The organism is Lentzea sp. NPDC092896 (assembly GCF_044754905.1).
GTDB lineage: Bacteria > Actinomycetota > Actinomycetes > Mycobacteriales > Pseudonocardiaceae > Lentzea.
This window is the reverse complement of record NZ_JBIVPX010000001.1, coordinates 1426155-1450543: the sequence shown is the minus strand read 5'-3', so window position 1 is coordinate 1450543 and position 24389 is coordinate 1426155. Positions and strand designations below refer to the sequence as shown.

Genomic DNA, 24389 nt, shown 5'->3' with positions numbered 1-24389 from the left:
CAGATCAGGAATGGGAGGTGAGGACCCGGTGACCGACACGTACGTCTTCCCGGCGTCCTTCGGCCAGGAACGGCTGTGGATGCTGCACGAGATGGGCGCGGGCAGCGCCTACCACGTCAGCGGTGCGCTGCGGCTGACGGGCGACCTGGACGCGGACTGCCTGCGGCAGGCGCTGCAACTGCTCGTCGACCGGCACGAGGCGCTGCGCACCGGTGTCGAGATCGGAGAAGGCGGCGCGGTCACGCAGGTCGCGATCTCCGCGCTGACCGTCCCGTTCACCACCGGCGACACAGTGGAAACCGAGCTCGGCGACGCGATCCGCGCAGTGGTCGGCGAGCCGTTCACCCTGTCCTCTCCCCCGCTGCTGCGGGCGCGACTGTTGCGGGTCACCGACGCAGCCGAGCCGCAGTGGGTGCTCGTGTTGTGCGTGCACCACATCGTGGTCGACGGCTGGTCGCTGGGCATCCTCGTGGCGGAGCTCGGTGCCGCGTACACGTCGCTGGTGGGCGGGACACCGCCGCAGTGGCCGGAGCCCGAGATGCAGTACGCGGATTTCGCGCTGTGGCAACGGGACTTCCTGACCGGTGACGAGATCGTCGCGCAGCGCGAGTTCTGGCGGACCACCCTGTCCGGGGCGACCGCGCTCGACCTGGTGACCGACCACCCCCGTACAGCGGCCACGAGCTACCAGGGTGACGCGGTCCGCACGGTCCTGCCGGACGTTCTGGTGAAGCGGCTCGCCACGGCGGCGCAGAGCGAGAACGCCACCGAGTTCATGGTGTTCGTGACCGCGTGGTCGGTTGTGCTGTCGCGGTGGAGCGGTCAGCACGACCTCGTCATCGGCACCCCGGTCGCCGGCAGGCCCAGCGACGAGCTCGACGGTGTGGTCGGATTCTTCGTCAACACCCTGCCGTTGCGCGTGCGGCTCGACCCGCAGGAGACGCTCCGGCAGACGCTGGCCCGGTGCCGTGCGGTCTGCCTGGCCGCGCTGGCCAACCAGGACGTGCCGTTCGAGTGGATCAAGCAGGCGCTGGGCGACGGCGTGAAGATCCCGCAGACCCTGCTGGCCCTGCAGAACACCCCGAGCGGCAGCCTCGGTCTCCCCGGCGTGCAGGTGGAGCAGGTCGGCGTGCCCAGCGGAGGGGCCCAGTTCGACATCGGTCTGTACCTCGCGCCCGCCGACGACGGTCTCGCCGCCGAACTGACGTACTCCACCGGACTGTTCGAGCAGGCTTCCGCGCAACGCGTGCTGGACGCGTTCGTGACCGTGCTGACCGAGTTCGCCGAACACCTCGACTCTCCACTGTGGACCACCCCGGTGCTGTCCGCGGCCGAGCGGGACCGGGTCGTGGCGATGACCGGATCGACCGAGCTCGCCGAGCCGCTGCCCTCGCTCGCCGAGTCGTTCGAGCAGGCCGTCGAACGCACACCGGACGCGGTCGCGGTCGTCGCGGACGCCACCGGTGACTCGCTGACGTACCGCGAACTGGACATCCGCGCCTCGGGCGTGGCGTCGTGGTTGCGGGCCAACGGTGTCCAGGTGGGCGACAGCGTCGGCGTGTGCCTGGAACGCGGGGTCGACCTGGCCGTCGCCGTGCTGGGCGTGCTGAAGGCGGGCGGGGCGCACCTGCCGCTGGATCCCGACTATCCCGACGGAAGGCTCGCGGCCGTGTTGTCCGCCGGGCGACCGGGCATCGTGCTCACCTCGGCCACGACACGTGCCCGCGTCACCGGCGGCGCCCGTGTCGCCGACATCGGCGAGGCGACCGGAAACCCGTTGGCACCAGTGGAGGTTCCGGGCGGCAGCGGGGCGTACGTGGTGTTCACGTCCGGTTCGACCGGCGTGCCCAAGGGGGCCGTCAACACGGTCGACGGCCTGGCCAACCGGCTGCGCGCGGTGGCGGCGAGGATGCCGCTCGGCGCTCAGGACGTCGTCGCGCAGAAGACGCCGATCGGGTTCGACGTGGCCGTGCCCGAGCTCCTCGGCCCGTTGCTCGCGGGTGCCAGGGCGGTGTTCGCCGCACCGGGCGGTCATCGTGATCCCTTGTACCTCAAGGAGTTCTTCGTCCGCCACGGCGTCACGCACACGCACTTCGTGCCGTCCATGCTGCGCCTGTTCATCGACTCCGGCGTCACGGGCGCCGACGTGCCGCAGCTCAGGCGAGTGCAGTGCAGCGGCGAGGAGGTGCCGGCCAAGCTGGCAGCGGACTTCTTCGCCGCGTTCCCCGGCGTCGAGCTGCACAACATGTACGGGCCGGCCGAAGCCGCGGTCGAGGTGACGCACTGCCGGGTCGAGCCGTCGATGACCGGCCGCCGGATCCCGATCGGCGACCCGCTGCCCGGCGTTCAGGTGCTGCTGCTCGACGCACACGGACAGCCTGTGCCCGTTGGCGTTCCCGGTGAGCTGTACCTCGCGGGTGTGCAGAACGCGCGTGCCTACATCGGTCAACCTGGGGCGACCGCGGCCGCCTTCCTCCCGCACGAGAACGGCACGCGCGTCTACCGGACCGGCGATCGCGCGTACTGGAACCCCCAGGGGCGACTGACCTTCCTCGGCCGCACCGACCACCAGGTCAAGATCCGCGGCCAGCGCGTCGAACCGGCGGAGATCGCGACCACCATGCGCTCGCACCCCGCGGTCACCGACGCGGTCGTGGTCGTCCGGCCGGACAGCCGGGGCAACCCGCGCGTCATCGGCTATCTCGTGGCGGACGGCGACGTGGCCCTGGACGAGCTCCGGCGCCATCTCGCCGCCCGGCTGCCCGCCGCCATGGTGCCCGGCCAGTTCGTGACCGTGCCGGCGTTCCCGGTCACCGCCAACGGAAAGATCGACCCGGCCGCACTGCCCCTGCCGGCGGCGGACCTGGAGGAGTCGGTCCGCGTGCCACCGAGGACACCTGTGGAGACGCTGCTGGTGAAGCTGTGGGCCGAGGTGCTGGGTGTGTCGAACGTCGGCGTCCGGGACGACTTCTACGAGCTCGGGGGCGACTCGTTGCGCGCGGTGAACGTGTTGCAGCGCACCCGTGAGCTCGGCCTGGAGTTCCCGCTCCAGGTCCTGCTGGGCAGGCACACCATCGAGGAGCTCGCCGAGCAGACCACGGACGGGCGCGGCTGATGACACGCACCTCCCCCGCCACGACCGGACGCGCGGTGTCTCGCAGCGAGGCGATCGACCTGCTGCACCGGATGGTGGCCATCCCTTCGGTGTCCGGCGACGAGCGCGACGTGGCCGAGTTCGTCGTCGGCGCCATGACAGAGCTGGGTTTCGAGGCGCACGTCGACGACGCGGGCAACGCCATCGGCGTGATCGGCGATCCGAGTGGTCCCACGGTCATGCTGCTCGGTCACCTGGACACGGTTCCCGGCGGGCCACCGGTGCGGCTCGACGGCGAACGCCTGCACGGTCGTGGTTCGGTGGACGCGAAGGGCCCGCTCGCGACCATGATCGTCGCCGCCGCGCAGGCGAGGGCGGCGGGCGCACGGATCGTCGTCGTCGGTGCGGTCGACGAGGAACGCGACTCCGTCGGCGCGCACCACGTCGTGGCCACCCAGCACGCGGACGCCGTGGTGATCGGCGAACCGAGTGGCGTGGGCACGGTTGTCGTGGGCTACAAGGGTGTCCTGCGGTTCACGTGCACCATGCGCCGGCCGCAGGCGCACACCAGCACGCCGGAACCCAACGCCGCCGAGGTCGCCGCCGCCTTCTGGGAGTCGCTGCGTTCGCGGTACGCGGTGGACGGAGGCCGGGTGTTCGACCGGTTGTCCCCCACCCTGATCAGCATGAAGGCCGACCTCGTCCGGGCCGACCTCGTCATCTCCTGCCGCACGCCGTTGAACTTCGACACCACCGCTTTCCTGGCCGAGGTGCGAGGTCTGGCCGGGGACGCGGAGCTCACCGTGCTCGAGGTGACGCCGGCGATCCGCAGCTCCCGTGCCGATCCGGTGGCCCGCGCCCTCGCCGGTGCGATCCGTGCGCACACCGGGAACGCCGAGTTCAAGCTCAAGCTCGGCACCTCCGACATGAACGTCCTGGGCCCGGCCTGGCGCGTACCGATCGCCACCTACGGCCCCGGTGACCCGCACCAGGACCACACCCCCACCGAACACATCGACCTGCCCGAGTACCTGCTGGCGGTGGCGATCCTGACCGACGCCATCAACCGGCTCGCCACCGAACTGATGTCACCGAGCTGACCCCGGGGATGACTTGATGGATCTGCCTGTCGCCGTTCTGGCATCGCGTGTCCGCCTCGAGGAGAAACTCATCCTCGCCGAACTGGCCAGGCGCGGGGTGCCGGTGGAGGTGATCGACCCCCGCCGCGCGCTGTTCGAGCTGCAAGCACCCAAGCCGAGGTACGCGGGCGTCATCAGCCGCGAGATCTCGCACACTCGCAACATGTACGCGGCCCGGCTGCTGGAGCACGCGGGCCTGACCGTGGTCAACAGCGCCGACATCATCGCGCTGTGCGGCGACAAGCTGCTCACCACCCTCGCTCTGCACGCCGCCGGACTGCCGGTGCCGCGGGCGGCCGTGAGCCTCTCGCCGGAGCACGCGCTGGAGCACCTGGAGAACTTCGGGTTCCCCCTGGTGTCCAAGCCGGTGAACGGGTCGTGGGGGCACCTGGCCGCCAAGCCCACCGACCGCAACTCCGCGGAGATCATGCTCGAACACCGCCGCGCGTTGCCCAGCCCGCAGTACCAGGTCGTGTACGTGCAGGAGTACGTCGACAAGCCCGGCCGCGACATCAAGGCCTACGTGATGGGCGGCGAGATCATCGGCGTGATCTACAAGATCTCCGACGAGTGGCGCACGAACACCGCCAGGGGTGGGACGACGGCACGCTGCGAGCCGGACGAGGAGCTCACCAAGCTCCTGCGCGCGACGGCCGACGTGGTGGGTGACGGCATCCTCGGCATCGACGTGATGGAGTCCCCCGACGGCGGCTACCTGGTCAACGAGGTCAACCACACGCCGGAGTTCCACGGCGCTCTCGAGGTGCTGTCGGTGGACCTGGTCGGGGCCTACGTGGACTTCGCGACCCGCAAGCTCGGCATCGGTGCGGCATGAGCGACAAGCTGGCGATGTTCGGTGGCACCAAGGTGATCGGGAAGGGCAGCGTCCCGCCCGAGCAGATCCGGTGGCCGGTGATCACCGACGCCGAACACGAGGCCACCCGGCGCGTGCTGGACAGCGGGCAGTTCACGTCCAACAGCACCGGCGGCGGCGAGGTGGCCGCGCTGGAGGCGGAATGGGCCGAGTTCGTCGGTGCCCCGCACTGCGCCGCGGTGGTCAACGGCACCGCGGCCATCGAGCTGGCCATCGCCGCGGCCGGGATCGAGCCGGGTGCGGAGATCCTGGTGCCCGCGCTGAGTTTCATCGCCAGTGCGGTGGGTGCCGTGCAACGCATGCTGGTGCCGGTGTTCGTCGACATCGATCCGATCACCTACAACATGTCACCCGAAGCCGCCGCGGCGGCGATCACGTCGCGGACCCGCGCGATCCTCGTGGTGCACCTGCACGGCCTGCCCGCGGACATGGCCGAGTTGCGGGCGCTGGCCGACCGGCACGACCTGCTGTTGATCGAGGACGCAGCCCAGTCTCACGGAGCCACCTACCAGGGCAGGCGCACCGGCACGCTCGGCGACATCGCCACGTTCAGCCTCAACGTGGTCAAGAACCTGCCCACGTGCGGCGAAGGCGGCCTGATCACCACGGCCGACCCCGAGCTGCACCGGAAGGTCGTGCTGCACCGGCAGTTCGGCGAGGACCTGCGCGGCGGCCGGGAGCGGGACTACGTCTCCCGCGTGCTGGCCGGCAACGCCAAGCTCAGTGCCATCCAGGCGGCGTTCGCCCGTGCTCAGCTGGCCAGGCTGCCGGAGTACGACGCGGCCAGGAAGCACAACATCGAGGCCATGCTGGCCGCGCTGGCCGGTCTGCCAGGACTGGTGTTGCCAGTGGTGCCCCCTGACCGGACCCACGCCTGGCACATCCTGAGGTTCCGCTTCGATCCCGAGGCGATGGGTCACCCGGACGTCCACCCCGGAGCGTTGCGGTCGATCGTGCACCGGGCACTGCGCGCCGAAGGCGTCCCGGTCCAGCCGTACCAGCTGGTTCCGCTGCCGATGCAGGAAGCCTTCCAGACCCGTGCCGGGTTCGGCGGGTACCCGTGGAAGCTGGGCGGCGACGTCGGCCACCAGGACTCGTACCCGCGGACCACGGCGGTCATCGAGTCGTCACTGACGCTGCAACGCTGGCACCTCAACCCGCACAGCGGCCCGGTGCTGCTGCGGTGCGCCGAGGCGTTCCGCAAGGTGTGGGACAACCTGGACACCCTGATCCCGATCGCCCGCAGCCTGGACCGCTCTTCGAAGGTGGCGGTATGACGACCTCACTCGCCGCCAGGGCACTGCACAACCGCGAGCAGATCCTGCGGATGGGATCCTCGCCGTCCGGTACGCACATCGGTGGCAGCCTGTCCTGCGTCGACGTGCTCACCTTGCTGTACGACGAAATCCTGAACGTGCGGCCGGACGAACCCGACTGGCCGCTGCGCGACAGGTTCGTCCTCAGCAAGGGCCACGCGAGCGCGGCCCTCTACGCCGTGCTGGCCTCCGCCGGGTTCATCCCGGAGTCCGAAGTGGACACCTACGCGGCCAGTGGCGGCCGGCTCGCGGGCCACCCGTTGCGGCGCCTGCCGGGAGTCGAGTTCCCCAGCGGCTCGCTGGGGCACGGGCTGTCCCTCGGCGCGGGAGTCGCACTGGCCGCCCAGCGCCTGGGCCACGCGTACCGGACGTTCGTCCTGATGGGCGACGGCGAGCTGCAGGAGGGCTCGGTGTGGGAGGCGGCCCAGTACGCCCCCGCGGCGGGCCTGGACAACCTGGTCGCGATCGTGGACCGCAACGGCTGGCAGATCACCGGCCGCACCGAGGAGCTGGGACTGGAGCCGCTGGCCGACCGGTGGCGCAGCTTCGGCTGGGCCACCACCGAGGTCGACGGCCACGACCTGGACGCGCTGCGCGAGGTCTTCACGTTGCTGGAGCCGGGCCGGCCCACCGCGGTCATCGCGCGGACGGTCAAAGGAAAAGGCGTGCCGCTGTTCGAGGACAAGAAGAAGAGCCACCACGTCACGCTGACGCCCGCCCTGCTCACCAGGGCACAGGCGGGCCTGCGGGCGAGGGCGAGGAGGACGTCATGAGCGTCGAGACCGCACCCGGCGTCCTGGTGCCCACCCGCGAGGTCTACCGCCGGGTCCTCGGCGAGCTGGCCGAACGGGACCAGCGGGTGTTCTGCGTGGACTCCGACATGGGCGGGCTGGAAACGGGTTTCGGCGAACAGTTCCCCGAGCGGTACACCAACGTCGGCATCGCCGAGGCGAACATGATGGGCGTCAGCGCCGGACTGGCCTCCGCGGGCTTTCTCCCGTACGCCAACACCATCAGCACGTTCGCCACGTGCCGCGCGTGCGAGCAGATGAAGGTCGACATCGCGGGCAACAACCTGCCGGTGCGGATCGTGGTCACGCACGCCGGGTTCTCCGCCGGGCACTACGGGCCCACGCACCACGCGCTGGAGGACATCGCCATCGCCCGCACCATGCCCAACATGACCGTCGTCGTGCCGGCCGACTCGGTGGAGACCGAGGCGGCGGTGCTGGCCACCGCGGACCTCCCCGGTCCGCTGTTCCTGCGGCTCGGCCGGGCCGCCACTCCGCTGGTGCACGAGTCGTCCGCCGGCTTCGTCCTCGGCGAGGCGGCCCGGCTGCGCGACGGCGACGACGTGACGATCATCGCCACCGGGCCCTACCCGGTCGTGATGGCCCTGCAGGCGCACGACGTGCTCGCCGCGGCGGGAATCCGCGCGCGGGTGCTGGACATGCACACCGTCAAGCCCATCGACCGGGCCGCGATCGTCGCGGCGGCCGAGCAGACCGGCGGCATCGTCACGGTCGAGGACCACGTGCTGGAAGGCGGGATGAGCAGCGCGGTCTGCGAGGTGCTCGCCGAGACCGTGCCGTGCCGCGTGCGGCGGATCGGCGTCCCGATCTCGTTCTTCGACCTGGTCGGCGACGAGCTGGAACTGCTGACCGCGGCAGGGGTGTGCCCGGACGCCGTCGTCGCGGCGGCGAAGGACCTGCTGTAGGGGACTTTCCGGACTACTTCGGACAGTGCCAGGACCACATGCTCGGCTGGACACCAGAGGAGAAGCCATGACCACCGCGACGGCGTGCCCCGAGTGTGAAGGCGCGATCGAGATCACGAACTCGTTGACGCAGAACGAGATCGTGGAGTGCCCTGACTGCATGAGCGAGCTGGAGGTGGTCACCGCCGAGCCGCTGGTGCTGGCACTGGCCCCGGAGATGGACGAGGACTGGGGCGAGTAGGTGGCCTCGATCTCCGCCGGAATCGTCGGCGCGGCCGGGTACATCGGCGGTGAGCTGCTCCGGCTGCTCACCGGTCACCCCGAGGTCGAGGTCACGCGGGTGTACTCCACGAGCCAGCAGAGCAAGCGGGCCGACAGCGCGCACCCCAACCTGCGTGGCCACACCTCTCTCACGTTCACGCACCCCGACGACCTCGAATCCCACGACGTGCTGTTCGTCGCGGTGTCGCACGGGAAAGCCGCCGAACTGGTGCGGCGCATCGGTTCGGCGGCACCGCTGGTCGTCGACCTCACCGCGGACTTCCGGCTCAAGGACCCCGCGGTCTACGAGACGTACTACGACTCCGCGCACCCGGCCGCGGACCTGCTGGCCGGGTTCACCCCCGGACTGCCGGAACGACACCGGGACGCGCTGCGGACGGCGTCCCGGATCAGCGTGCCGGGATGCATGGCCAACGCGGCGACCCTGGCGCTGGCGCCGCTGGCCGGCCTGATCGACCCGGACGTCACCATCGACGCCAAGATCGGCTCCAGTGGCTCCGGCGCGACCGCGACCGGCATGAACCTGCATTCCGAGCGCAGCGGCGCGATGCGGGTCTTCGCACCGGTCCGCCACCGGCACGAGGCCGAGGTCGCCCAGGAGACCGGACTGCGGGCGCGCATGACCGCGACCGGTGTCGAGGCCGTGCGCGGGGCCCAGGTCCTGTGCCACGCCACGGCTCGCGGGGTCACCGAGAACGACCTGCGCCGTGCGTACCGGGCCGCCTATCAGGACGAACCGTTCGTGCGGATCGTGGCGCAGCGCCGGGGGCTCTACCGGCTGCCCGAACCGAAGATCCTGGCGGGCACCAACTTCTGCGACATCGGGTTCGCTGTGGACGGTGACCGCGTGCTGGCCGTGGCGGCGCTGGACAACCTCGGCAAGGGCGGCGCGGGCAACGCGGTGCAGTGCCTGAACATCCGGATGGGCTGGCCGGAGCGAGCCGGACTGGACTTCATCGGGCTGCACCCGGTCTAGGGCCTGTTTCCTGGATCTCGATGGGAGTCGGGCCCGAGGTGAGTCCTCCGGCCCGGCTGTCGCGAACACGGATCCGAGAAACAGGCCCCGAGGCCACGGCCCCGACACAGGCAGGAGAGGCATGGACCAGGTGCTGGTGGTCAAGGTCGGTGGCGCGGCCGGGATAGACCCCACCGGGGTCTGCGCGGACGTGGCGGCCCTGGTCCACGGCGGCCGCCGGGTGGTGCTCGTGCACGGCGGCTCGGCGACCGTCGACTCCCTGGCGGAGCGGCTCGGCGTGCCACAACGTCATCTCACGTCCGCCAGCGGCGTCACCACCCGCCACACCGACGCGGCCACCCTCGAAGTGCTGCAACTGGCACTGCTCGGCCAGGTCCGCCCGGCCGTGCTGGGCGCGTTGGGCGACGGTGGCGTCCGCGCGGTCGGACTGTCCGGTCTGGACGCCGGACTCCTGCGGGCCGAACGCCGCGCCGCGATCCGGGCCGTGGTGGACGGCAAGCGCGTCCTGGTTCGCGACGACCACAGTGGACGGATCACGTCCGTGGCGGGATCATTGCTGGAACTGTTGCTGGACAACGGGTTCACCCCGGTCATCTCGCCGCCGGCGCTCGCCGGGGACGGCCGTCCGGTCAACGTCAACGCCGACCGGGTGGCCGCCGCCGTGGCCGCCGAGCTCAAGGCGGACACGCTGGTGTTCCTCACCGCCGCTCCGGGTCTGCTCAGCGATCCGGCCGACCCCTCGTCGCTGATGTACGCCCACACCCTCACCGAGGACAGCGCGTCCGCCGTGACCGGTGGCATGTCGGTGAAGCTGATCGCGGCGCGTGAGGCCCTGCGGGGCGGCGTGCGGACGGTGGTGATCTCCGACGGCAGAGCGGAGTCGCCGGTGAGCCGGGCGCTCGACGGCGCCGGCACACGGGTCGTCCTCGACCCGGCCGAGCAGGCCTGAGGCGTCGAAGATTGTTTCCGCGTCCGGAGAACGGCACCAGGGCCGTTGTTCTCGTCCGGTTGATGAACGCCGACGTTCATCAACCGGACGAGAAGCTACGCGATTCGACGCATTGTGCCGGTCATGGCCGCCACCTCGGATCGGGACGAGACCTCCAGCTTGTCGAAGATCCGGCGCAAATAGGTCTCCACCGTCTTGTGGCTCAACGTCAGCGCCCTGGCGATTTGCTGGTTGGTCCGTCCGCGCGCCACGAGTTCCGCCACCTGGTTCTCCCGCACGCTCAACAGGCTCAGCCGCTCCACGACGACTTTCTCGAGATCCTCCGCCTCGGTTTCCCCGGCATCTCGCACGGGCGCGCCCTCCAGCCGGAGCACGGCGAGCAACACCCGGTGCGAGCGTGCGGACAACACGACCACGGCGACCCGGAGCATCTGCCGCGCCCGGTTCTGGTCGGTCGCCCACTCCAGGCACGCCGTGGCCAGCAGCATCAGTCCCAGCTGATCGGCCGGACCTGGCCTGGAGGACAGCTCGTCCTCCAGCGCGTGCCAGAACCGCGCGTCCTCGCTTCTGCCCGCCGTCGCGCTCAGCCCGGCCAGCACCGCCCACAGCGACCCCGACAACGCCGTACCGCCGCTCGTGATCACATGCCCGATCTCGGCGCACAGCCGCTTCGCCCGCACCTGCAGCGCGGCCGACCCGGTCGCGGACGCCAGCGCGCTCGCGTCCGCGGCATGGTCCACCGCCAACCCCAGAGCGCTGTCTCGCAGGTGCGCGGTGGCCAGCCCGAGGTGGAGCCTGCCGAGAACGTGGGTCTGCTGGTACCGCTCGGCGAGCTCCAGCCCGCGCGTGAACTGGCACAGCGCCTCCGCACTACGTCCGGACCAGATGTTGGCCCAGCCCAGCCAGTCGAGAACCTCGCACGTCGAAGCGACGTCCTCGCGCGGCTCCTCGAACGCCTCGGCGGTGCGGTCGGCCACCGCCATCGCCTCCGTGCCACGTCCGAGCGTGGCCAGCATCGCGCTGTGCACGGCCGACGCACGAGGATCGTCTTCGGCGAGCGCTCCCACCGGTGCCAGCAAACCGGCCACGTCACCGCCGCTGTCCAGCGCGATCTCGGCGAGAGCGAGGGGCAGTTCGACCCGCCCGGCCGCGGTGCGCATCAGTTCCGTCGCGTCGTCGAACCTGCCGAGCAGGCGCAACACCCTGACATGAGACTCCGCCAGGCCGGCGAGCGTCGCCGGATCCAGCTCGGCGTGGTGCTTCCACGCCAGCTGGTGGCCGGGAAGGCTGGCGGCGAGCTGCCCGGACAACGCGGTCGCCCTCGCGAGCCGGGTGATCACTTCCCCGCGCAGCAGATCATGCTGCTCCAGCAACCGCCGCAGCCAGCGCGACACCGTGCCGGGCATGCGGTCACCGGTGCTTCTGGCCGCGACCAGAAGCGTCTCCGCGTCCCGCCCGGTCTCCGAGTTCCCGGCTCTCTCCAGATGGTGCGCCTGGTCGGCGAGCGGTGCACCGCGCTTCCACAGCGCCTCGTACGCGCGGGCGTGCGCACCAATCCGCCATCCTCCACCCGAATGGTGGTAGCAGATCGAACGGACCACACCGTCGCGGAAGACGAGCCGGTTGTTCCTGGTGCGCACCAGGTCCTGTGCGATCAGCTCGTCCAGGCCCGCCAGCGCGCTGTCGTGTTCGAGCTCCGCGACCTCGGCCACGAGCGCCGGGTCGAACGCGTCGCCGATGACGGCGGCGGCCTGGGCGAACAGCCGGCCCGCCGGCCCGAGCGCCCGCAGGTCCATGCCCACGGCCGCCGCGACCGGATGGGGCGACGGCACGTCGTCGACGATCGCCGTGTCGTCGTGCGGCCCGGCGGCCAGCGCGTTCAGCAGACCGGGTTGCCCACCGCTGAGCCGGTACAGCACCCTGCGACGACCCGGCCGCATGGTGACGGGGAGCAGGCGCACCGCGTCCGCCTCGCCCAGGGGCCCGAGCTCGATCCGCCGCACCGCGCCGGTCTCGGCCGCCGTGCCCAACGCGCTGAGCAGGTCCACCGGCGTCTGCCGCGGCCGATGGGTCAGCACGAGCAGCACCGGTGCGGCCGGCGGGCGGCGCACCAGGTTGAGGATCATCTCGATGGAGCTCTGGTGCGCGTGGTGCACGTCGTCCAGCAGCAGCACGAGCGGCTTGTCCTCGCTCAGCCTGCCGAGCAGCGCGCGAATCCCCTGACTGGCCCAGTAATGCCGTTCCTGTGGCTGTATCCGGGCCGCCCCGGACGTGTGCAGGGCCGGGAAGATCTCCGGCAGCCGCAACGCGGCACGCGGGTCCATTTCGGACAAAAGACCCGCACCGCCCGAGGCCAGCAGATCATCGAGGGCGTCGACGAACACCGCGAACTCCGTCATCAGCGGCTTGGCCACGACCTCACCGTGCGCCACCCTCGCGCCGGCGCGTTCCGCCCGCTCCCGCCAGGCGGCCAGCAGGCGGGTCTTGCCCATACCGGGCTCACCCGCCAGCTCCACCACACGAGCGGAACTCCCGCCGAACGTCTCCAGCAGGTGGTCGAAGAACTCCAGCTCCCGCGTCCTACCCCGTAAGGGTGGCTGCCCGGACGACTCTCCGGGCGTGCCGAGCCCGCCCCCGAACATCGAAGGCCCCCTCCCCCTGCAGTGGCGTACACCCATGGACGTATACCCGTGGATGTACGCCTAACGGACGTACACCGATGGACATACACCCGTGCGCACATTCCGCGCACATGTGCATGTATGAACCACATGAATAGACCCCAGTACCGTCGTCAGTATTACCTTGACGGCACACCGAGGGCAAGCCTGAACCAAATAGGCCACCAGTCAGGCAAAACCTTGACATGCCAGCGGCGATTTGGTTACGGTCGCTCCAGCTTCAACCGCGCAGGGGGCGCCACCAGGAGCGAATTGCACTGGGGACCAAATTGGGGTGGACGTTGTTGCCAAGCCGAAATGGATCAGCTAAACCTGCAGGTCACAGGGATGTGACCGCAAGAGCCGGTCAGCGCTGACGACATAGCGCGCGACACCGGATCCATACGAACAAGGTCACGGCAGCCGAATCTGTCCTTCGGCTCAGTTGAGATTTCTACATTTAATTGTCGACCTCCGAGCACGGCACGCCCGCCGTGCGAATTTGGCGTGCACATTTCCGAACAGCAGGGGTAATCATGACATCCGAGGGCAATGCGTTCGCATTGAGCGAATCGGAACTCGCGCAGTTCCACACCAACGGATACATCGGGCCGTTCGATCTCTACGAGCCCGAGGAGATGGCCGCAAATCTGCAGGCCTTGCGACCGAAACTCATCAACACGAAAAAAGCCGTCTACGGCGGCGGCAAGACCATCTCCGGCGTGACGAACCTGTCGAACTACGACCGGCACCTGGACGTCGACTTCCTGGCCGAGCACATCACCCGTCCGGAGATCGTGGACAGGGTGTCCAGCATCCTCGGCCCGGACACGCTGTGCTGGCGCTCGGAGTTCTTCCCCAAGTACCCCGGTGACGAGGGCACGGACTGGCACCAGGCCGACAACTTCTCCAACGTGGCCGGCTCGAAGCACCCCCAGATCGTGTGGCCGGAGGACGCCGACTTCGGCGGCACCATCACGGTGTGGACGGCGTTCACCGAGGCGTCGGTGGACATGGGATGCCTGCAGTTCATCCCCGGCTCCCACCGGTCGATGAACTACGACGAGTCCAAGGTCATGGACTACAACCCCGACCTGGTCAACAACGTGGAGAAGTCCGGGGTGCGGCGCGGGTTCTTCGGCTACGACTACCGGCAGCTGCAGAAGGACCCCAACTGGTCTCCCGACGAGGCCAAGGCCGTCTCGCAGGTGATGCGCCAGGGTCAGTTCATCATCTTCTGGTCCACGCTGATGCACGCCTCGCATCCGCACGCGGGCAAGACCGACCAGATGCGGCTCGGGTTCGCCGGCCGCTACCTGCCGACCTCCGTGCAGGTCTACCCGCACTCGGACTCACTCGCCGAGTTCGGCGGCGCGGCGAGCCTGGACAGGTTCGGCAACGTGCTGACCTCCGGCCAGGACCACTTCGGCCACAACAAGTTCGTCGAGTCCACTGTGAACGGTTACCGCTTCCCCGTCCGCGAAGGGGCGCCGGCCTGATGGCGAACGACGACACCGAGATCGAGACCGGTACCGACACCGTTCAGGCCTGGGTCCTGGCCGCCTGTCAGGACCTCGGGCTGAACGTGGACGCCGACTCCGACTTCTTCCGGGCCGGAGGGTCGTCGCTGACCGCCGTGAAGCTGATCGCCAGGGCCGAGGAGACCTTCGGCGAGGACTCGCTCCCGCCCGAGGACCTGTTCGGCAACAGCGGCATTCGGGAGATCGCCGAGAGCATCGTCCGCAACCGGCAGCAGGTCGACGCACCACAGGCGTAGCGCGACGCGTTTCCCGGGTTCGTCCTTCGGCGCTGTTCCACCCGCAGGCAGGAAGCAGATCTCAAGGGAGGCGCATGAAGCGGCTCACGGCCGGGCCCGGGGCGCGCGCGGTACACGTTTTGGCCAATGTGGACACTTCGGTCCCCTTTCCGTCGGACAGCAACGTGAAGGAGCTGTTCGAGCACCGAGTCCGGCAGAACGGTGCGGCGACGGCGCTCGTGCACGGCGAGCGGCGGATGACCTACGCCCAGCTGAACACCTCCGCCAACCGGCTGGCGGATCACCTTCTCCAGCGAGGAGTTCAGCCAGGCGAGGTGATCGGCGTGTGCGTGCGGCGATCCTGCGAGCTCGTCGTCACGCTGCTCGCGATCATCAAGTGCGGCGCGGTGTACCTGCCGTTCGACCCGTCGTGGCCGGACGCCCGCCTGCACACGATGTTCGGCATCGCCGGCTGCGCGCGGGTGGTCACCGACCAGCCGGACGTCCTCACCCCGCGGCTGCCGCGGTGCCAGGTCGTCGCAACGTCCTCATCGGACGGTGACGGCACCGTGAACCCGGCACTCGCGGTGCTTCCCGCGGACATCGCGTACATCAACTTCACGTCGGGATCGACCGGGCGGCCCAAGGGAGTGCCGATCCAGCACAGGTCGGTCGTCCGGCTGGTCCACGACGCCCGCTACGCCCGCCTCGACGAGCGGACCGTCACCCTGTTGCTCGCTCCGGTCACCTTCGACGCGGCCACGTTCGAGATCTGGGGCGCACTGCTCAACGGCGGCACCTGCGTGCTCTACCCCGGCGGTTTCGTCCGGCTGTCCGAACTGGGCCGGGTGGTCCGGCGGCACTCGGTCAGCACGGTCTTCCTGACCACGGCGTTGTTCAACACGATGGTCGACGAGGACATCGACGCTCTCAGCAGCGTGGACACCATCCTCACCGGCGGTGAGGCACATTCGCTGCCCCACATCGAGAAAGCACTGGCCCACTACGGCACGGGACGGCTCGTCAGCGTGTACGGCCCGACCGAGTGCACCACGTTCGCCACCTACTACCCGTTGACCGGGCCGCAGCCGGCGGATCGGCCGCTGCCCATCGGACGGCCGATCCAGAACACGCGGGTGCACGTCGTCCGCGACGGCAGGCTGTGCGAACCCGGCGAGACGGGCGAACTGTGCCTGTCCGGCCCCGGCCTGTCCCCCGGATACGCCGGGATGCCGGAGGCGACCGCGCGACGTTTCGTGGACTACGTGGTCGACGGCGTTCCCGAACGGCTCTACCACACCGGTGACCTGGTGTACTTCCAGAGCGACGGCGTACTGGTGTTCCAGGGCCGCGACGACGACCAGGTCAAGATCAACGGTCACCGGATCGAGCTCGGCGAGGTCCGGCACGTCCTGGCCGGGCACCCGGACGTCCGCCAGGCGTTCGTCACCGTGCACGTCACCGGCACCGGCGAGCGGGTGCTCATGGCGTTCGTCGTGTCGGACGGCACGAGCGAGACGTTGCGGAACCACCTGGCGCACCGGTTGCCGCCGTACATGATTCCGGCCGTGATCGAGATCCGCGAGTCGCTTCCCCTGTCCACGCACGGAAAAGTGGACCGCCAAGCGCTCGTGTCCTCCCTGCGGCCGGTGTCATGACCGACGACTTCCGCCAGGAGATCCGGTCCGTCCTCGACAAGGCCGTGCTGCCGCACGCCGACCAGTGGGAGCAACAGGGGCACGTGTCGGCCGACGGGTGGCGCGCACTGGCCGACGCCGGTCTGCTCTCCTTGCCGCACAACGGTCCCGGCTTCCTGCGCAGCGCCGTCTTCCTGGACGAGCTGGGCGGCACCGGATACGCCGGCATCCGCGCGTCGATCGGCGTCAGCGCCTACATGGCACCCGCGTACCTGCACCTGTACGGCACCGAGTCGCAGCGGGCCACCTGGCTCACGCCCGGAAAGATCGCCGCGCTGGCCATCACCGAGCAGAACGCCGGCACGGACCTGTCCCGGCTGTCCACAGTGGCGAAACCGGACGGCGGCACCTACCGGCTGACCGGCGAGAAGCTGTACGTGGCCAACGGTTCCGCCGCGGACTACTTCATCGTGCTGGCCAGGACCCGCGACGGCGGTACCGCCCCGGTGTTGTCCGGCGCGAGCCTGCTCGTCGTCGACGGCCGCTCCCCCGGTATCACCCGGCACCGGCACGAGACGCTCGGCTGGCGTGCGGCGGACGCGTGCCGGGTGTCGTTCGACGACGTGCCCGCCGCCGGAGTGATAGGCAAGCCCGACCGGGCGCTGATGTACCTGATGCCGGCGCTGGACTTCGAACGGCTGGTCGCGGGCCTCCTGGCGGTCGGCGGAGTCCGGCACTGCCTCGACCTGCTGCGGTCGTTCGTCCGGTCCCATCAGGTGCGCGGCGCCGCGTTGAGCGCCAACCAGGCGGTCCGGCACCGCCTCGCCGATCTGGACGCCCAGTTCGAGCTGGTGCGGACGTACGGCTACCAGCTGGCGAACGAGCACTGCGCCGGACGGCTCGACACCAAGGCCGCCGCCGTGCTCAAGCTGACCGCGACCGAGCTGGCGGTCACGGCCGCGCAGGTCTGCGTGCAGTACCACGGGGCACGGGGATACCTCGACGACTCCGTGCCCGCTCGTCTGCACCGCGACGCGATGGCGGGAACCATCGCGGCGGGAGCGAGTGAACTGGTGCGTGAACTGATCTTCGAATCTGGCCGATGAGGAGTTGAACGACACGTGGGAAACCTGGACGCCGCAACGGTCAGCGGTCGCATCCTGCTCGCCATGGCCGTGCTCATGGTCACCGTGCGGATCGTCGGCTGGCTGGTGAGCAAGATCGGCCAGCCGAGGGTGCTCGGGGAGATCGTCGCCGGGATCCTGCTGGGCCCCAGTGTGCTGGGCCTGGTGTGGCCCGGGCTGATGGCCCACCTGTTCCCGCCTCAGGTGATCACGGGACTGAACGTCTTGGCCCAGACCGGCCTGGTGATGTTCATGTTCCTGGTCGGCCTGGAGATCGACGTGAAGTCGTTGCGCGGGCAGGGACGCAAGGTCACGGTGATCAGTCACGCGTCGCTGCTCGTCCCGATCGCCCTCGCGGTGCCCCTGGCCGTGTGGCTGTACCCCCGGTTCGGGCAGCGGACCGACGAGCTGGCGTTCGTCCTGTTCTTCGCGGCGGCCATGGCGATCACCGCGTTCCCGGTGCTCTCCCGGCTGCTGCGGGAATCCGATCTGCTGTCCACCAGGGTGGGCGTGGTCAGCCTGGTGTGCGCGGCGATCAACGACATCTACGCGTGGATCATGCTGGCGGTCGTGGTCGCCGTGGCCAAGTCGGCCGGTTCCGAGGACGTGCTGCGGACGCTCCTCCTGTCGATCGTCTACGTCGTCGTGATGCTCGCCGTCGTCCGCCCCCTGTTGCGCAAACTCGGCCACCCGTCGATCTGGGTGATGATCGCCGTGGCGATCCTGAGCGCCTGGACGACCGACCAGATCGGCATCCACGCGATCTTCGGAGGCTTCCTGGCCGGCGCCGTGATGCCGCGTGACCCCGACTGGCAACGCGACGTGGAGGCGAAGCTGGAGAGCATCATCTCCGTGCTGCTGCTGCCGATGTTCTTCGGCCTCGTGGGGCTGTCCACCCGGATCGACCAGCTCACCACCGCCGCGCTCTGGCTGACCGCGCTGCTGGTCGTCGTGGTCGCCACCGCCGGCAAGCTGGGCGGGGCCACGGTCGCCGCGCGTCTGACCGGCGACCGGTGGACGGAGTCGCTGCTGATCGGCGTTCTGATGAACACACGCGGGCTGACCGAGGTGGTGATCCTGACCGTCGGCGTGCAGCTGGGCGTGGTCTCCCCGGCCCTGTTCACGATCATGGTCCTGATGGCCCTGGTCACCACCTTCATGGCGGCACCGCTGATCACCGTCCTGAAGCGGCGCATGGCGGCCGGCCAGGTCACCTCGCCGGCCGGTGATCTCCGCGGCGCCGGTGCCGCGCGATGACCCGGTTCGACCACGACGCCTGGCTGCGGAGCTTCCGGCCGCGCCAGGACCACGAGACCCAGGTCGTGTGCCTGCCCCACGCCGGGGGTTCGGCGAGCTTCTACCTGCCGTTCGCCGAGGAGCTGTCCCCGGTGGCCGACGTGCTCGCCGTGCAGTACCCCGGCCGGCAGGACCGCGGGCACGAGCCGTGCGTCGACGACCTCGTCACGCTGGCGGACCTGATCGCCGAAGCGCTGGCACCACTGGCAGACCGCCGGATCGTCCTCTTCGGACACAGCATGGGGGCGATGCTCGCGTTCGAACTGGCACGACGTGTGCCCACGGCACACCTCTTCGTGTCCGGCAGACGCGCGCCGTCGTGCTGGCGCGACGAACGGGTCCACCAGCGAGACGACGACGGCTTGATCGCCGCGATGCAGGAGCTGAACGGAACGAACTCCGCGTTGCTGCACAACAAGAAGATCCTCCGCATGGTCCTCCCCGCGGTGCGCGCGGACTACCGGGCCGCCGAAACGCACCGCTACGCCGACGGCCCCGGCGTCACCGCGCCCACCTCCGTGCTCCTGGGCGACGACGACCCGATGGTGACGCTCGACGAGGCACGTGCGTGGCAGCTGCACACCACCGGGACGACAGAGCTGCACGTGCTGCCGGGCGGTCACTTCTACCTGGTGGACCACTGGCCGCACATCGCCCGCCTGGTCGAGGACGAGGTGCCGGAGACCGCGACTCCGTCGACGACGAAGCCCGCCGGCCTCAGCGGGGAATGGCCGAATTGATCGTAACGGGGTGTCAGGTATTCCACACCGCGCGTATCATCTGACGCCGGTTCGACCACACGACGAGCCAGGTGTGAGGTTTCGTGGGAAACGGCGCGACGGTGCGACCCACCATCGGCATGATCACGGCAGGCCCGCTCATCGAGCTCGCCGGTGAGCAGTGGCAGGGCGTCAGCGACGGCGCGGCCGCCGGTGGCTGCGACCTCGTGTGCTTCGCCGGCACCGAGCTGGCGCACCCGGACCGCCACAAACGACAGGCCAACGCGGTCTACGACCTCATCGCACCCGGCCGGATCGACGCGCTCGTCATCTGGACGACGCGGATCAGCCAGCAGATCGGCGAGGCCGCGATGCGCGAGTTCGCCGTCCGCTACGCGCCCATCCCGATCGTCAGCGTCGAGGCGCACCTGGCGGACTGGCCGACGGTGCTGATGGACAACCGTGCCGGCATGGACCAGGCGGTCAGCCACCTGATCGAGGTGCACGGCCATCGGCGGATCGGCTTCGTGCGCGGTCCGCTGGCCCATGTCGGCGCGCAGGACCGCTACCAGGGTTACGTGGACGCGCTCACCCGCCACGGCCTGCCGATCGAGCCGAGGCTCGTGACCACGCCCGCCCCCTCCTGGGATCCCGCCGCCGCGGCGGACGCGGTCGCCGCGATCCTGGCCGAGGACGCGGAACCGCCGGACGCCTTCGCGGCGGCCAACGACGAGTTCGCGCTCGGCGTCGTGACCGCGGCGCAGGAGGCGGGCCTGCGCACGCCGGAGGACGTGGCGGTCGTCGGGTACGACAACCACACGTGCATCCGCTCGAACGATCTCGGTTACCAGGCGCCCGCGCGGCCGGCCTCCGGCAGCGTGCACCGCCGGGTCAACATCGACGCGGGAACGCCCGCGCTCACGACGGTGCGTGCTCCGTTCTACGAGATGGGGCGCCGCGCCGCCGAACTCGCGCATGCGTTGGTCCGCGGTGAACCCGTGCCCGTGCTGGAGATCGTTCCCACCGAGCTCGTCGTCCGCCGCTCGTGCGGCTGCATCCCTTCTGGCGACGGAATCTCGGTGCCGGCGCACGGTGAGCTCGCCGTTCCGGAGCACGACACCGCCGAGGCGGTCGCGGCGAACCTGCGCCGGGGGCTTGGGCCGAAGTCGGCCGTGCTGCCGGACGGTTGGGCCGAACACCTGACCCGTCTGTTCCTCGACACCGGACGACCAGAGGACTTCCTCGGTGTGTTCGCGGAGTACCTGCGCGACAGCGCCCGCGCCGGATGCGCGGCGCAGTCGTGGTGGGCGCCGTTGTTCTACCTGCGCCGGTTCGCTCTCGCGCGCGGCGCCGACGAGGGCGCGACCGAGGACCTGTGGCTGCGGGTGCAGCTGATGGTGTCCGACGTGGTCGAGCGGGAGAGGACGTTCGAGTACCTGCTGCACGAACGGCAGGACCAGACCGTGCGCGAGGCCGGCCAGCGGCTGATCGTCTCGCGGGACGTCGCCGAGCTCAGCGACGCGCTGGTGGCCGAGCTGCCCAGGATGGGCATCCCCGGCTGCCACGTGATGACGTTCGAGTCGACCCGTGAGTGGGCGCGCCCGCTCATGTCGTACGAGAACGGCGAACTCCGGCCGGAGCGCACGGCGTTGACGTTCCGGTCCACCGAGCTCACGCCCCACCGGATGGACCGGCCGGCGCCGGGCAACTTCGTGGCCGCCGCGCTCTTCGGGCTCGAGGAGCAGCTGGGGTTCGCGCTGTTCGAGGTGGGCGCGATGCCGGGCTGGGTCTACGAGGCGATCCAGCAGCAGCTCAGCAGTGCGTTGCGCGGCATCAGGATGCTCGAGCGGGAACGGCAGGCCCTCACCGAGGCCGAGCAGGCGCGGCACTCGCTCGAGCTGGCCCACGCCGAGCTGGAGGACCGGGTGCAGGAACGCACCGCAGCACTGGTCGACGAGATCGCCGAGCGCGAGCGACTGGAGGCACAGCTGCGGCACGCGCAGAAGATGGAGGCGATCGGCCGCCTCACCGGTGGCATCGCACACGACTTCAACAACATCCTGACCGTCATCAACGGCAACAGCGAGGCGTTCCTGCGCCGCTGTTCTCCGGACGACCCACGGCGCCCGGAGATCGAGGACATCCGGCACTCCGGTGAGCGCGCGGCGAACCTGACCCGCCAGCTGCTCGCGTTCACCCGCCAGCAGGTGCTGAACCCCGAACGGGTGGACCTCAACGCGGCGATCACCAAGGTGCGGGCCATGCTGGCGACCCTGATCGGTGACGACGTGGAGCTGGCACTGGACCTGCCCGCGCACGTGTCGCCGGTCTGGGCGGACGCCGGCCAGGTCGAGCAGATCCTGTTCAACCTGGCCGCGAACGCCCGTGACGCGATGCCCGGCGGCGGTGTGCTCGGCATCGGCACGGACGACGTGGTCCTCGAGGCCGGCCACCCCGGCCGCATCGTCGGCGTGCACCCTGGCGACTACGTGGCGCTCCGGGTGAGCGACACCGGCACCGGTATGGACGAGTCGGTCCAAACGCAGATCTTCGAGCCGTACTTCACCACGAAGCCCGTGGGCAAGGGCACCGGCCTCGGCCTGGCCACGGTGTTCGGCATCGTGCAGCAGAGCGGCGGCCAGATCGACCTGACGAGCTCGCCCGGCGCGGGCACGACGGTCGCCGTGTACCTGCCCCGCGCGCAGACGCCCGCCGCACCTCTCCCCCGCGCCACGCCCCGGACGTCACCTCACCGGGGCTCGGAGACCATCCTGCTGGTGGAGGACGACAGCCAGGTGCGCGCCGTGGCACGCCACTCGCTGGAACGGTCCGGGTACGCGGTGATCGAGGCGTGCAACGGCCTGCAGGCGCTGACACTCGTCGACACCCACGACGACATCGACCTCGTCGTGACCGATGTCGTGATGCCGAAGATGGGCGGCCCCGAGCTCGTGGCCACGGTGCGGCGGATCCAGCCTGATCTGCCCGTGCTGTACGTGTCCGGCTGCACGACCGCCGAAGAACTGGACGACACGGCGGTTCTGCTCGCCAAGCCGTACGCGGAGACCGAGCTGCTGGACGTCGTCCGCAGGCTGCTCGACCAAGCGGTCTGATTCGCATCGCTGGGCCACAGCCTGACAAACACCTGACCGGTCGGATGCGTTGACGACGGAATTGGCCGCCCCTAGCCTGAAAATTGAGAGCGCTCTCATAGAACCGTCTGGCCGCCCACCCTGCACCGGGAGGTCTCGTGCTGAGAGCTGTCCTTCTCACGTCCCTGATGATGTCCGCACTCGTCGTGGCCGCACCGGCGGAGTCGGTGGCCGTTGCGCCGCAAGTGAATCAACCCTCTGTCTACTGCGACAACTACTGCGACAACCGTGATCCCTCGCTGCCTCCCAGTGCACGGCGCTCCGCCTACCGGCCTGACACCAAGACGCCGCCGCCGACCGGTGGCCCGCCGTCGACGGGGAACGCCGCGCCGGTCGCCTCGGCCGTCATCTGCAACAGGTACTGCGACGCCCGCGATCCCGCCCTCGCGCCCGCGGACCGGCTCGCCCAGACCGTCACCGTCGGCGGACGCCGGGTCTCCCTGCACTTCGACGACGCCGACGCGATGGGCTGGGCGGTGATCTCGGCTGCCGGGCAGGGTGACGAGGTGTGGCTGGACCGGTCCTTCGACGCCGGTGTCAGCTGGGGTTCCGGATCGAGGCTGGGCAACACGGCGGCCCCGCCGGGATTCGGCGAGTGGCGCACCATGATGTTCAACGTCGACGACTGGGCGAACTTCGGCGTCGGCCTGCTGCGAGCCTGCGGACGGCCGGCCGGGTCGTCCACGATCGCGTGCACCAGTTGGTATCGCACGACGTGGAACGCCGGCGAACGTCGTACGGCCGCGGCGACGGCACTGATGGAGCGGTACAACCTCGGCAACGGCCTGTTCGACACGACCGGCTGGTGGAACTCCGCCAACGCGCTCACCGCGATCATCGACAACATCCGCCTGACCGGGATGCCCAGCTACCGCTACGCCATCGCCCGCACCTACGACCTCAACCGCCTGGCGTGGCAGGGCAACTTCATCAACGACTACAACGACGACGTCGCCTGGTGGGGCCTGGCGTGGCTGGCCGCCTACGACCTCACCGGCGACAGCAGATACCTGAACACCGCCCGGGTCGGCGCGGACCACATCTTCCGTTACTGGGACTCGGTGTGTGGCGGCGGCGTGTGGTGGAGCTCGAGCAAGAACTACAAGAACGCGATCGCCAACTCGTTGTACGTGCAGCTCAATGCCGCGCTGCACAACAGGATCCCCGGTGACACCGTGTACCTGCAGCGCGCCAGGGCCGGCTGGACCTGGTTCGTGAACAGCAAGATGATCAACAGCGCCAACCTGGTCAACGACGGTCTGACCACGGCCACCTGCGCCAACAACAACCTGACGCCGTGGAGCTACAACCAGGGCGTTCCGCTCGCCGCGCTGACGGAGCTGTACCGGGCCACCGGCGACGCGAGCCTGCTCGCCAAGGCGCGCACCCTCGCCGACGCCTCGACCAGCAGCAGCTTCCTCAACCCCGGCGGCACCCTGTTCGACGACGGCGGTGGCGGGGACGTCCCGTCCTTCAAGGGAATCTACGTGCGAGGCCTGTCCGTTCTGAACAGAGCGTTGGCAGACCACCCGTACACGAGCTACCTGCGCCGCCAGGCCGACACCGCCCACGCGCGGGATCGCTCCAGCGCCGACTCGTACGACCAGCCGTGGGCAGGCCCGTTCCAGCGCAGTGACGCTGCCCGGCAACACAGCGCGGTGGACCTCATGAACGCCGCCGGTTGATCGACGACGCGGT

18 protein-coding genes are annotated in these 24389 nt (G+C 69.9%); 17 read left to right on the top strand and 1 reads right to left on the bottom strand.

Going from position 1 to position 24389, the window contains the following annotated elements:
- Nucleotides 1-28: 28 nt before the first annotated feature.
- From ACIQF0_RS06470 to ACIQF0_RS06430, 9 genes are all read left to right on the top strand, one after another.
- On the top strand, nucleotides 29-3115 hold the full coding sequence (locus tag ACIQF0_RS06470; protein ID WP_401025202.1) for an amino acid adenylation domain-containing protein: 3087 nt from the start codon (nucleotides 29-31) through the stop codon (nucleotides 3113-3115).
- Nucleotides 3115-4194, top strand: a complete 1080-nt coding sequence (locus tag ACIQF0_RS06465) for a [LysW]-lysine hydrolase (protein ID WP_401025199.1) — start codon at nucleotides 3115-3117, stop codon at nucleotides 4192-4194. The genes ACIQF0_RS06470 and ACIQF0_RS06465 overlap by 1 nt, the downstream gene beginning before the upstream one ends.
- 16 nt (nucleotides 4195-4210) lie before the next feature.
- Nucleotides 4211-5068 (top strand): lysine biosynthesis protein LysX, encoded by an 858-nt coding sequence (gene lysX / locus ACIQF0_RS06460; protein WP_401025196.1) that lies wholly within the window; start codon nucleotides 4211-4213, stop codon nucleotides 5066-5068.
- The gene (locus ACIQF0_RS06455; RefSeq protein ID WP_401025194.1) at nucleotides 5065-6384 is read left to right on the top strand and encodes a DegT/DnrJ/EryC1/StrS family aminotransferase; all 1320 of its coding nucleotides are present in this window, start codon (nucleotides 5065-5067) and stop codon (nucleotides 6382-6384) included. Before lysX ends, ACIQF0_RS06455 begins: the two co-directional genes overlap by 4 nt.
- Nucleotides 6381-7196: a transketolase gene (locus ACIQF0_RS06450; RefSeq protein WP_401025192.1), complete on the top strand. Its 816-nt coding sequence runs from the start codon at nucleotides 6381-6383 to the stop codon at nucleotides 7194-7196. Before ACIQF0_RS06455 ends, ACIQF0_RS06450 begins: the two co-directional genes overlap by 4 nt.
- Complete coding sequence (locus tag ACIQF0_RS06445; RefSeq protein ID WP_401025190.1) at nucleotides 7193-8140, top strand: transketolase family protein; 948 nt, start codon at nucleotides 7193-7195, stop codon at nucleotides 8138-8140. Before ACIQF0_RS06450 ends, ACIQF0_RS06445 begins: the two co-directional genes overlap by 4 nt.
- Nucleotides 8141-8207: 67 nt before the next feature.
- The gene (gene lysW / locus ACIQF0_RS06440) at nucleotides 8208-8381 is read left to right on the top strand and encodes a lysine biosynthesis protein LysW (RefSeq protein WP_360033666.1); all 174 of its coding nucleotides are present in this window, start codon (nucleotides 8208-8210) and stop codon (nucleotides 8379-8381) included.
- Nucleotides 8382-9398 carry an N-acetyl-gamma-glutamyl-phosphate reductase gene (gene argC, locus ACIQF0_RS06435; RefSeq protein WP_401025186.1) on the top strand — a complete coding sequence of 339 codons (1017 nt, stop codon included), beginning with the start codon at nucleotides 8382-8384 and terminating at the stop codon, nucleotides 9396-9398.
- Nucleotides 9399-9519: 121 nt separating this feature from the next.
- The gene (locus ACIQF0_RS06430) at nucleotides 9520-10347 is read left to right on the top strand and encodes a [LysW]-aminoadipate kinase (RefSeq protein ID WP_401025183.1); all 828 of its coding nucleotides are present in this window, start codon (nucleotides 9520-9522) and stop codon (nucleotides 10345-10347) included.
- Between the two features lie 95 nt (nucleotides 10348-10442).
- Here ACIQF0_RS06430 and ACIQF0_RS06425 read toward each other — a convergent pair whose 3' ends face one another.
- Complete coding sequence (locus tag ACIQF0_RS06425) at nucleotides 10443-12989, bottom strand: ATP-binding protein (RefSeq protein WP_401025181.1); 2547 nt, start codon at nucleotides 12987-12989, stop codon at nucleotides 10443-10445.
- A 581-nt stretch (nucleotides 12990-13570) separates the two neighbouring features.
- Between ACIQF0_RS06425 and ACIQF0_RS06420 the strand changes: the two genes are divergently transcribed.
- The 8 genes from ACIQF0_RS06420 to ACIQF0_RS06385 all read left to right on the top strand — a co-directional run bounded on the left by ACIQF0_RS06420 (nucleotide 13571) and on the right by ACIQF0_RS06385 (nucleotide 24376).
- Entirely contained in the window at nucleotides 13571-14506 is a 936-nt protein-coding gene (locus ACIQF0_RS06420) for a chlorinating enzyme (RefSeq protein WP_360033655.1), read from the top strand.
- Nucleotides 14506-14784, top strand: coding sequence for an acyl carrier protein (locus tag ACIQF0_RS06415; RefSeq protein WP_401025178.1), 279 nt, complete (start codon nucleotides 14506-14508; stop codon nucleotides 14782-14784). The genes ACIQF0_RS06420 and ACIQF0_RS06415 overlap by 1 nt, the downstream gene beginning before the upstream one ends.
- Nucleotides 14785-14948: 164 nt before the next feature.
- Nucleotides 14949-16421 (top strand): amino acid adenylation domain-containing protein, encoded by a 1473-nt coding sequence (locus tag ACIQF0_RS06410; protein ID WP_401025176.1) that lies wholly within the window; start codon nucleotides 14949-14951, stop codon nucleotides 16419-16421.
- Complete coding sequence (locus tag ACIQF0_RS06405) at nucleotides 16418-17506, top strand: acyl-CoA dehydrogenase family protein (protein ID WP_401025173.1); 1089 nt, start codon at nucleotides 16418-16420, stop codon at nucleotides 17504-17506. The genes ACIQF0_RS06410 and ACIQF0_RS06405 overlap by 4 nt, the downstream gene beginning before the upstream one ends.
- Before the next feature lie 15 nt (nucleotides 17507-17521).
- Nucleotides 17522-18781 (top strand): cation:proton antiporter, encoded by a 1260-nt coding sequence (locus ACIQF0_RS06400; RefSeq protein WP_401025170.1) that lies wholly within the window; start codon nucleotides 17522-17524, stop codon nucleotides 18779-18781.
- Nucleotides 18778-19560, top strand: a complete 783-nt coding sequence (locus ACIQF0_RS06395; protein WP_401025167.1) for a thioesterase II family protein — start codon at nucleotides 18778-18780, stop codon at nucleotides 19558-19560. The genes ACIQF0_RS06400 and ACIQF0_RS06395 overlap by 4 nt, the downstream gene beginning before the upstream one ends.
- A 101-nt stretch (nucleotides 19561-19661) precedes the next feature.
- Entirely contained in the window at nucleotides 19662-22652 is a 2991-nt protein-coding gene (locus tag ACIQF0_RS06390) for a substrate-binding domain-containing protein (protein WP_401025165.1), read from the top strand.
- Between the two features lie 137 nt (nucleotides 22653-22789).
- Nucleotides 22790-24376, top strand: a complete 1587-nt coding sequence (locus ACIQF0_RS06385; protein WP_401025162.1) for a glycoside hydrolase family 76 protein — start codon at nucleotides 22790-22792, stop codon at nucleotides 24374-24376.
- Nucleotides 24377-24389: the final 13 nt, after the last annotated feature.

Excerpts from the sequence above, each read along its gene's own strand:
- ACIQF0_RS06430 (WP_401025183.1), top strand. The coding sequence starts at position 9,520 with ATGGACCAGGTGCTGGTGGTCAAGGTCGGTGGCGCGGCCGGGATAGAC.
- lysX (WP_401025196.1), top strand. The coding sequence starts at position 4,211 with ATGGATCTGCCTGTCGCCGTTCTGGCATCGCGTGTCCGCCTCGAGGAG.
- ACIQF0_RS06455 (WP_401025194.1), top strand. The coding sequence starts at position 5,065 with ATGAGCGACAAGCTGGCGATGTTCGGTGGCACCAAGGTGATCGGGAAG.
- ACIQF0_RS06445 (WP_401025190.1), top strand. The coding sequence starts at position 7,193 with ATGAGCGTCGAGACCGCACCCGGCGTCCTGGTGCCCACCCGCGAGGTC.
- lysW (WP_360033666.1), top strand. The coding sequence starts at position 8,208 with ATGACCACCGCGACGGCGTGCCCCGAGTGTGAAGGCGCGATCGAGATC.
- ACIQF0_RS06415 (WP_401025178.1), top strand. The coding sequence starts at position 14,506 with ATGGCGAACGACGACACCGAGATCGAGACCGGTACCGACACCGTTCAG.
- ACIQF0_RS06395 (WP_401025167.1), top strand. The coding sequence starts at position 18,778 with ATGACCCGGTTCGACCACGACGCCTGGCTGCGGAGCTTCCGGCCGCGC.
- ACIQF0_RS06425 (WP_401025181.1), bottom strand. The coding sequence starts at position 12,989 with ATGTTCGGGGGCGGGCTCGGCACGCCCGGAGAGTCGTCCGGGCAGCCA.
- ACIQF0_RS06465 (WP_401025199.1), top strand. The coding sequence starts at position 3,115 with ATGACACGCACCTCCCCCGCCACGACCGGACGCGCGGTGTCTCGCAGC.
- ACIQF0_RS06450 (WP_401025192.1), top strand. The coding sequence starts at position 6,381 with ATGACGACCTCACTCGCCGCCAGGGCACTGCACAACCGCGAGCAGATC.
- ACIQF0_RS06405 (WP_401025173.1), top strand. The coding sequence starts at position 16,418 with ATGACCGACGACTTCCGCCAGGAGATCCGGTCCGTCCTCGACAAGGCC.